Here is a 9,207-nt window from a genome sequence, read left to right on the forward strand (position 1 = left end):
TGTTCCTTTTCCACTTCTTTGGGGTTGGTTCCGGTATTTTTCCCGGCGGATCAGTTGCTGCGGTTCAGGTGTAACTTGGTGCCGGCTGGGGCCAGCTTTTGATACGTTTCACTGCAACTCACGAGGACTCTGCCTGCGCTGAGCAGGGCAACATCCCGGGGGCTTCCGAAGGAGGCCGCGCTTTGGTGCAGCCCGGTGGCGTGCGGCTCATCCAACGGGTGCCCCCTGGGGCCTGGAATGTCCGACGGCGATGCTGCCGCCACCCGTGCGGGCCCCGGAATCCCCGGCGCCCTCCTCCGCCAGGGCAAGGGCCGCGACGGACTCGTCGTTGGCGGCAAAGAACCGGTCGCAAAGCCAGCCGGTCACGTACAGCCAGGCGCCGATACTGAAGAACGGGATGAGTCCCGGCAACGCGCGGCTCGCGTAGACAGCCGCAGCCGTAACGAACAGCAGGATCACAGTGCCCGCCAGATGGCGGATAGCGAAGCGGGAGCAGGTCATCAGGTACTGGCCCAGAGGCAGTTCGTAGCGGGCATACATGGGGAAGAGGTAGCAGACCACGCCGGCAAGGAAGATAGCCGCCACAAATGTGCCGGCCGCGACCAGTTGGGACATCAGGTCCCCCGTGCCGGACGAGTAGTTCCAGTTCATGGCCAAGGCCAAAGCCACCGCCATGACGGGCAGCGCCAGCGCGTTAGCACGGATGAAGTTCGCGAAGTACTCCCTGGCAAAGGACCTGAGCAACGGCGCCGCTTCCCCCCGAGCCCTCCGCCGAACCAGGATTTGAGCCGCAGCCGTCGCCGGTCCGGCCCCGAGTACGCCAAGGCCAAACAGGGTGAAGAGGATCCACAGCAGGTTGAGGCAGGCGATCCACAGCAGGGTGTCAAAGAACGAGTAGGCGCGTGAACTGAAACTTCCAGCCAGCATGGCAAAGCTCCCTTCGGTTCTCCATCGTTGCAGAAACGCTTCCAGAGTGGCGGGCGTCACGTGAGTAATCGGTTTCTCGCAATCTAGACCCCTCATGGCGGGCAGGTCAAGCTAGTTTTTGAATCGTTACATTGCTGGACTCACCACCCCGGCGTGGTCCACACTGGATCTTGGAAAGCGTTTGCTGGGAAACCTCCCGCAAGGGCCCAGGGCGTTTCGGCCCCGTTCCCGCGTGCCAACGCCGGCATGAAGGGAGCGGCGCAACGTCTGCTCCGGCGCCATCCCGACGCTGCCGCCGGACCTGAGTTTTGATGCCTGCGGGCAGAAACGGAGACCGATGGGAAAGCCAGCCGGCACAGCCGCCGAGTCACAGTCCCGAAATGAAGAGCCTGTCCAGGCCGACGAGCCTGCCCCCTCCCGTCGACGGAGCCCCGAAACCGCGGCTGGGCCTCTACGCCCGGCCCGAGTTGCGCTGGTCGGCGTCCACGGCTTCGGCACCCATCACCTGCGCAACCTTGAGCGGCTGCAGGCTGCCGGCGTCGTCGAACTCGTTGCGGTTGCCGATCCCCAGCCACCGGCGCCGGGATCCGTTCCGGACACTGCGGCCGTTTTCCCCGGGCTCACCGACTTGCTTGCCGCCACATCAGGCCTGGAACTGATCATTGTGGCCACCCCCATCCAGACCCACGCCCCGCTGGGCCTCGCCGCGCTCACCGCCAACGCCGACCTGTACCTGGAGAAGCCGCCGGTGGCGTCCCTGGCCGACTTCAACACCCTCTGCGATGCCGCACGGGCGTCCGGCCGGAGCGTGCAGATCGGCTTCCAGAGCCTGGGCTCACACGCGCTGCAGGCCATCGAGGAACTACTGGCCAGCGGAGACATCGGCACGCTGCAGGGCATCTCTGCCACCGGCCGCTGGGTCCGCGACAAGGCCTACTACCAGCGCTCCCGCTGGGCCGGGAAGCGAAGCATTGACGGCGTGGACGTGGTTGATGGCGTGGCTACCAATCCACTGGCGCATGCCGTGGCCACCGCGCTGCGCATCGCCGGCGCCCGCACGGTCGAGGACGTTGCCTCCGTGGAAACGGACCTCTATCATGCCAACGACATCGAGTCCGACGACACCTCGGTTATCCGGATCCGCACCATCATGGGACTGCCCGTCACGTGTGCGCTCACTATCTGCGCCACGGAATCTGTGGAACCGTATGTGACGTTGCAGGGCTCCCAGGGCGAGGCAGTGTTCCACTACACCGAGGACCGCCTCACTGTACGCACGCCCTCAGGGGAAACCGAGCAGGTCTTCGGCCGGGACGACCTCACGGAGAACCTCCTCGCCCACCGCCGCGAAGGCACAACACTCATCAGCCCGCTCGTGGACAGCGGCGCCTTCATGCTGGTGCTGGAAGCCATCCGGACGGCACCCCAGCCAGCCCTGATCAGAGCTGACTATGTCCAGTGGGAAGGTGAGGGCGACGCCGCCCACGCCGTCGTCGTCGGAATCGAGGATGCGCTGGAGCGCGCCACGCAAGAGCACGCAACCTTCAGCGAACTCGGACTTCCCTGGGCACTTCCGGCTTACGGATCAGCTTCCTGATGGGCCTCTCCCCCGTCCAGGAAACAACTCCGACTCTTACCCGCCAAGGCGAACTGCAGGCTTCCGGCTTGCTGACTCACGGCCTGACCCCCTGCCTTACTGCTTCCCTGCGGCCGGTATTCGGGTGGCGGGTGAACCAGCCGCAGGATGCCGATCCCGCCGCGGCCCGCCAAACCGGCTACGAAATTGCCGTCAAGGATTCGGCGGGAGCCGAAGTCTGGTTCTCCGGCCCCGTTCCCTCGGCCCGCCAATCCGGGGTTCCTTATGGCGGTCCGGACCTGGCCGAGGATGCGGATTACACCTGGCGGGTCCGGGTGAGCGACGCCGGAGGCAATCCCGGGCCATGGTCTGAAGCAGAGCCATTCAGCACCGGACTTTCGGACCGTGGGTGGGGTGCCGATTGGATCCACCGGGCACCTGGCGGCCAGGCTCCGCTGGAGGTCCTCGAAGACGCCCTCCGCGTTGCCGGCTCGCCGTTCATCCCGGTTCCGTGCACTCCCGTTCGCCGGTTCACACTGGAGGCCCGCCTCCGGCCCGTCATGGGCTGGGCCGGATTGCTCTTCCGCAGCAGCGGCGCGGGCACTGGACTGTTGCTGGAACTGAACACCGCGGGCCACGTAGTACTCCGCCGCGCCCCCGCTTGGGAAATCCCCGCCGCCGCCACTCCGCCGACCGACGTCCTGGCCAGCGCCCAGCTTGACCGCAGAGCCGTGGCCAGCCAGGACAGGCTGCCCGGCAAGGACCTGTTCCCCGGCACGTGGCAGGACCTGGCTGTGGCCGACGACGGCACCACAATCACCGTTGCCCTCGACGGCGTCGAGCTGCTCACCGTTAATGAGCCGCTCCCCGCGGGGTTTGAGGGCCGTCTCGCCCTGCACCAGGGTCCGCGTAGCCAAGCCGAGTACGCTTCGCTGCGGATCACTGGAGGGACCAACGCCGGCGCCACAACCGGTGGCGCTGGCGGCACTGTGACTAACGACATTCCTGGCGATGAAGTACTCCTGGACCACCAGTTCAGCAACAGCGCTGACGAGGCCCGCGCGTTCCTCGGGCACTGGGCCCGCACCACGGCGCACCGGCAGCCCGACGAATGGACGCTTTTCCGCAGCACGCTCCGGCTTACGGGGACCGTCGCCCGGGCACGCCTTTTCGCTGCAGCCAGCCATCACACGCAGATCGCCCTGGGCGGAACTGCCTGCCTCAGCACCACTTCCTTCGCCTACCCCGGTGAGGGATATTACGACGCCGCCGACGTCACCGCGCTGCTCGCTGCGCAGCCTCCGGGACCGCCCGAACCCTCGGGAGAGCAACACCAGCCCGGCAAAAGGGCGCAACCAGCCCCGCTTGACCAACCCGTCGAGGTTCCCCTGACCGCCCTCCTGCACTGGTATGGCCCCGGCCAAGGCAGGGCCGCTGGCCTGCCCGGACTGCTGGTCCGGCTCAGCGTGGACTACACCGACGGCCGCCGCGAAGTCTTCGGATCCGGCCCGGAATGGACGGCCACCGAGGCGCCGTACCGGCAGGCCGGCTACCGCAACGATGAGGGCGATCCCGTGGAACACTTCGACGGGCAAGCCGCGGCAACGCTGGATGCCGGCCAGGACATGCCACCGGCCCTGAGCTACGGCCGCCACCCGGTCCCACAGTTTCCGGCGCTGCACCCCCGGCGAACCTCCGTGTCCGAGACGTTTGTCGCCCCGCAGTCGTTCCTGACTGCCACTGACGGCACGCTTGTGGCGGACTTCGGCAAGGTCATCCCGGCCCGCCCGGAAGTGGACTTCCTCACAGGCGTGTCCGGGCGGACGCTGATCATCCGGGCCGGCTACAGCCTGGACGCGAACGGCCGGGTAGACCAGGGCAAAACGGCCAGCCAGAACACTGATATGTCCTTCCCCTACACGCAGGCAGACGGACTGCAGCAGTTCCGCGCCACCGTGCATCTGGGCTTCCGCTACCTGGAACTCCCCGGCGTGGAGGCCTCGGACCTGTCCCGGGTGGGCGCCGTCGTCGTCCACGGACGGCACCCGGACGAGGGAAGCTTCAGCAGCTCCGACCCAACCCTGGACTCGGTATTCGGGCTGCTGCGCGACTCCGCGCTGCACGGGATCCAGGAACAGTTCGTGGACACACCCACACGGGAGAAAGGCCAGTTCCTGGCCGACGCCGTCAACATCTCCTACGCCACCATGGCCCTGTTCGGCGAACACGCCTACACCGCCCAGGCACTGCGCGAATTCGGCTGGTCCGCCTCCCGTTACTGGACCGAGGGCGAGGACCTGGGCCGCTACAACGCCGTCTACCCCAACGGTGACGGCAAACGGGACATCCCCGACTTCTCGCTCATGATGCCCGAATGGGCCGAGGAATACCACCACCGCACCGCAGACCTCGCCCTCGTATCGGAACTGCTCCCCCACCTCCGGAACACCGCGGACTACGCCCTGCGGTACCTCGCCACGGCGGGCCCGACGGCGGGACTGGTCACCGACCTCGGCGGCGGCTCCGGCCCCTACCTGCACGGCATCGTGGACTGGCCAGCCCCCGGCCGCTTCGGCTACGACATGGACTGCGCCGCCAAAACCACCGTCAACGCCCAGGCCTACTCAGCGCTGATCTCCACGGCACGGTTGTGCAGCCTGGCCGGGCAGGAGGACGCGGCCGTCCGGTACGCCAGCCACGCCGGCGCCCTCGCGGAAACCATCCGCACCCGCCTGCGCGTGAACGGCGTGATGGTTGACGGGCTACACGCCGACGGAACCCCCAGCACCCACGCCTCCCAACACGCCACGTCCTTCCCGCTGTCCCTCGGAATCACCGACTCCTCCCACGCAGCCGCAGATGCGCAAAGGATCGCAGGCCAGGGCATGCGGCAGGGACCCATGACCGTGCACCGCCTGGTCCGAGCCCTCCTGGCCCAGAGGCAGATCGACGCGGTCCTGGACCTGCTCACGTCTGCGGACCAGCCGGGGTGGGCGCGGCTCCTCAAGCAGGGCGCCAGTTTCACGTGGGAAGCCTGGGACCTCGTCGACGGCACCGACTACAGCCAGTCCCACGCCTGGTCGGCCTCCGTGGTGAAGGAAATCCTGGAGTTCCTGCTAGGCGTCCGGGTCACCGTACCCGGAGGCAGTGAGCTGCTCATCGAACCGCCGATCTGCCGGCTGGAACATGCTAAGGGACGAGTCCCAGTGCCCAACGGCGCGGTATTTGTCAGCTGGCGGCGGACATCCGCCGGCATGCAGCTCGAATGCACGGTTCCGGCCGGCGTCACGGCGACCGTACGGCTGCCGGCCGGCACCTACGCAATCCAAGGCCCGACGGCGGGACCCGCCGTCGTGCGTTCCGGTCCAGGCGGTGCCGCGCACCCTGGCGCCGGGGGCGGAACCGCTGACCTTGGCAATCAGGCGCCGCGTGATTTCCGGATCCACAGCGGCACGTGGATCTTCACGCCAGCCAAGGAATCCTCACCAGCGTCCCCCATCCCAACTAGGTAGCAGCAGATGTCGTTTTGACCGTCCAAAACGACATTAACTGCTACCCAGTTGGGCCAATCCGACGTGAATTCCTCCACAGCAGGAAGCCAATGACAAGGGCAGAGCACATGCCCAGGGCGCCGGTGACCACCAGGCCTGTACGGACGCCGAACTGTTCAGTAAGCCAGCCGGCCAGCAGGCCACCCAGGGCGTGGCCGCCGAGCAGCAACGGCAGGTACAGGGCCATGACCCGGCCGCGGACTTCCGGGCCGGCTTCGAGCTGGACGGCCGTAGCGGCACTGGTCAGGAACAGGAGGGTCATCAGGCCCACCACCACCAGCATCACTGTAAAGAGAACCAGGTTGGGCATGAGCGCCGCTACGAGCTGCGCCAGGCCGAACAGGCCGGCGGCGGCCACGATCCCCTTCCGCCCAAAAGTCCGGAGGCGGGCGGCCAGCAGGGCGCCAGCCAGGGCACCGACGGCACTCACCGTATTGAACAGGCCAAAACCTTCCACGCCGTTATGCCACTCACGCTCCGCAAAGGCCGCCAGCACTACCGGTCCGTTCATGCCAAATGCACCCAGCAATCCTGCCAGGGCAATAATGAGCAGCAGCGAAGGCCTGTCCCGGACATACCGGAACCCGGCCAGGAGCTGGCCGTGTCCGCGGACAGCCGGGGCGTCCGTGTGCAGGAGGGCCGGCCGGATGCCGGCAATCATGCCCAGGACCAGCAGTCCGAGGAAAGCGTTCGACGCGAAGGCCGCCGCGGATCCGGCGTAGGCGATGACCGCCCCGCCCAGGGCTGGCCCGGCCATGGCGCCGAGCTGTCCGATGGCGTTGTTGAGGCCGATTGCCGGCCGGAGACCTGCGTCGCCCACTACTTCATTGACGAAGACCTGCCGGGCAGGACCGTCGATCGCGGAGGTGATGCCCAGCGCGATGCAGCTTCCATAGACAATCCACACGGTGATGTTGCCGGTGGCGGCCGACGCTGCCAGTCCCGCGGCCAGGAGGACAATCACGGACTGGCAGACCATCATGACGCGGCGCTTGGGGAAGATGTCCACCAGCAGGCCGCTGAGCGGACCCACGATCAGCATGGGCAGGAACTGCAGTGCCACGGCGACGCCAACGGCAGCCGGGCTGCCTGTCAGCTGGAGCACCAGCCAATCCTGGGCCAGGCGCTGCATCCAGACACCCATGCTGCCTGCCAGGGTCATCCCCATATAGAGGCGATAGTTGTGCTGCGTCAGCGGGAAGTACCAGCGAACCGGGCCTTTAGGGTGACGAAGGGACTCTGCGGACTGGGGGCGGTCGGAAGACACGTCGGACTCAACTCGGTAGGAAAGGTGAAGGGCAGAGAATTACTGGACGCGGGTGGAACGCATTTTTACCGACGCCGCAGCCAGGATCAGCGTGCCGGGCACTACCACGAAGAGCGCTACAAGCATCCACACGAAAACAACGGCGGCGAACAGTGCTGCCACGAGGAGGAGGGAGCCGGTCCAATCGCGGAGCGACAGGGCCTTCGCGGTTTCCAGGGCGGAGGACCAGGACGCGGACTTGGAGGCGGACGACGGCGGAGCTTCGGCGGGTGCGCCGGGGGCCGCCGGGGTGTTTCGGGCGGCGGAGGCAGGGCCGGCAAAGTCGGACCAGGCTGCGGTGGTGCGCAGGAGCAGGACCGCACCGGCCGTTGCCAGGATGAGCGTGGCCGGGAGGACCACGGCACTGCCGGGCAGTTGCCCAACTGTTGCGAGCAACAGGTTCAGGACAATCACGACGGCGGCTGCCGCCGTCGTGATTCCCAGTTTCCAACTGCCGGGCAGGGCAGCCTTGAAGGTGCCCCAGAGGCCGCGGAGGGAATCGTCCCGCCCGGAGAGGTGCCGCTCCAGGTGGGCGATACCGGCCGCGTAGGCAGCGGGAATGGTGACAAGCGGAATGGACAGCACCAGCACCAACAGTCCGGCCAGCAGGGTCTCGGAAAACAGTGCGAAGCGGTTTACCGGGATCGGTTCATTGCGGCCTGAAGCGGGCGTGGTGCTGTCCATAGTGCTCATATTCTCTATCAGCCCTTGAGGCCTTGGGTGGAGACGCCTTCGACGATGTAGCGCTGGAACACCAGGAAGAAGATCAGTACGGGCAGCAGGGCCAGGACGGACATGGCGATCATGGCTCCGTAGTCCGAGGACTGGGTCTGGTCCACGAACAGGCGCAGGGCCAGGGGCAGCGGGTACTTTTCCGGGGTGTTCAGGTAGAGCAGGGGGCCGAGGAAGTCGTTCCAGCTCCAGATGAAGGAGAAGATCGAGGTGGAGATCAGCGCCGGCTTCATCAGCGGGAGCATGATGGAGGTGAAGATCCGGACATGGCCTGCACCGTCGATGCGTGCCGCCTCGTCCAGTTCGGCCGGGAGGTTGCGCATGAACTGGACCATGAGGAAGACGAAGAACGCGTCAGCGGCGAGGAATTTGCCGATCAGCAGCGGGATGTAGGTGTCCACCAGGCCGAGCTGGTTGAAGATGATGTACTGCGGAATGATCACCACGTGGAAGGGCAGCAGCAGGGTGGCGATCATCATGCCGAAGAAGATGCTGCGGCCGGGGAACTTGATCCTCGCGAACGCGTACGCGGAGACGGACGCGGAGAGGATGGTGCCGACGACGGCGCCGATGGCCAGGATCAGGGAGTTGGTGAAGAACTGCAGGGTGGTCACCCCGCCGATTCCGTCCATGGCCGTGACGAAGTTGTCGAAGCTGAAGTTGTTGGACCACAGCGAGGTGTTCGTTCCGCCGATTTCGGAGTTCGGCTTGAAGGACGAGGCGATCATCCACAGGCCCGGGTAGAGGACTATTGCCGTGAGGGCGATGGCGACGATGTGGAAGGCTGCGCTCTTGGCCCGTTTAGCCGTGACCGATTCGGACTTGGGGTTGTAGTGCGGCGCCTGCGCGTCCGGTGTGGACTGGGTGGGGGTTGCCATGGTTGTCATTTTGCGTCTCCGCTGTAGTGGACCCAGGACTTGGAGGTGCGGAAGATGATCAGGGTGATGATGCCGACGACGATCAGGAGCAGCCAGGCCATCGCCGAGGCGTAACCCATCCGGAAGTCGCTGAAGCCGCGCAGGTACAGGTAGAGGGTGTAGAAGAGGGTGGAGCCGGCGGGGCCGCCTTCACCGTTGGAAATGATGTAGGCCGAGCTGAAGATCTGGAACGCGTGG

General features: G+C 66.4%; 6 protein-coding genes and 1 pseudogene. 2 read left to right on the plus strand and 5 right to left on the minus strand.

Annotation, left to right across the window (positions count from 1 at the left end; all coding sequences use genetic code 11):
• Positions 1–207: 207 nt before the first annotated feature.
• Positions 208–927: a YesL family protein gene (locus ACLKOZ_RS21925; protein ID WP_436478320.1), complete on the minus strand. Its 720-nt coding sequence runs from the start codon at positions 925–927 to the stop codon at positions 208–210.
• 337 nt (positions 928–1,264) lie between these two features.
• On the opposite strand from ACLKOZ_RS21925, the gene ACLKOZ_RS21930 reads away from it, so the two are divergent.
• Both ACLKOZ_RS21930 and ACLKOZ_RS21935 read left to right on the plus strand, forming a co-directional pair.
• The gene (locus ACLKOZ_RS21930; RefSeq protein WP_436478322.1) at positions 1,265–2,524 is read left to right on the plus strand and encodes a Gfo/Idh/MocA family protein; all 1,260 of its coding nucleotides are present in this window, start codon (positions 1,265–1,267) and stop codon (positions 2,522–2,524) included.
• A complete protein-coding gene (locus ACLKOZ_RS21935; protein ID WP_436478324.1) occupies positions 2,524–6,015 on the plus strand; it encodes a family 78 glycoside hydrolase catalytic domain in 3,492 nt (1,163 codons plus the stop codon). Before ACLKOZ_RS21930 ends, ACLKOZ_RS21935 begins: the two co-directional genes overlap by 1 nt.
• A 40-nt stretch (positions 6,016–6,055) precedes the next feature.
• Here the strand turns inward: ACLKOZ_RS21935 and ACLKOZ_RS21940 are convergent, their stop codons facing one another.
• The 4 genes and pseudogenes from ACLKOZ_RS21940 to ACLKOZ_RS21955 form a co-directional block, all read right to left on the minus strand.
• On the minus strand, positions 6,056–7,321 hold the full coding sequence (locus tag ACLKOZ_RS21940) for an MFS transporter (RefSeq protein ID WP_436478326.1): 1,266 nt from the start codon (positions 7,319–7,321) through the stop codon (positions 6,056–6,058).
• 39 nt (positions 7,322–7,360) lie between these two features.
• The gene (locus tag ACLKOZ_RS21945; protein ID WP_337351575.1) at positions 7,361–8,053 is read right to left on the minus strand and encodes a Poxvirus protein I5; all 693 of its coding nucleotides are present in this window, start codon (positions 8,051–8,053) and stop codon (positions 7,361–7,363) included.
• A gap of 8 nt (positions 8,054–8,061) precedes the next feature.
• The gene (locus ACLKOZ_RS21950; protein WP_436478328.1) at positions 8,062–8,979 is read right to left on the minus strand and encodes a carbohydrate ABC transporter permease; all 918 of its coding nucleotides are present in this window, start codon (positions 8,977–8,979) and stop codon (positions 8,062–8,064) included.
• A pseudogene (locus ACLKOZ_RS21955) lies at positions 8,976–9,207 on the minus strand (ABC transporter permease); the annotation flags it as partial. The gene ACLKOZ_RS21950 and the pseudogene ACLKOZ_RS21955, both read right to left, overlap by 4 nt.

It is taken from the genome of Arthrobacter sp. R4 (assembly GCF_051365025.1).
In the GTDB taxonomy this organism is placed as follows: domain Bacteria; phylum Actinomycetota; class Actinomycetes; order Actinomycetales; family Micrococcaceae; genus Arthrobacter.

What these genes read in the sequence shown, in the direction of transcription:
- ACLKOZ_RS21925 (WP_436478320.1), bottom strand. Translation starts at nt 927, where the DNA reads ATGCTGGCTGGAAGTTTCAGTTCACGCGCCTACTCGTTCTTTGACACC.
- ACLKOZ_RS21930 (WP_436478322.1), top strand. Translation starts at nt 1,265, where the DNA reads ATGGGAAAGCCAGCCGGCACAGCCGCCGAGTCACAGTCCCGAAATGAA.
- ACLKOZ_RS21935 (WP_436478324.1), top strand. Translation starts at nt 2,524, where the DNA reads ATGGGCCTCTCCCCCGTCCAGGAAACAACTCCGACTCTTACCCGCCAA.
- ACLKOZ_RS21945 (WP_337351575.1), bottom strand. Translation starts at nt 8,053, where the DNA reads ATGAGCACTATGGACAGCACCACGCCCGCTTCAGGCCGCAATGAACCG.
- ACLKOZ_RS21950 (WP_436478328.1), bottom strand. Translation starts at nt 8,979, where the DNA reads ATGACAACCATGGCAACCCCCACCCAGTCCACACCGGACGCGCAGGCG.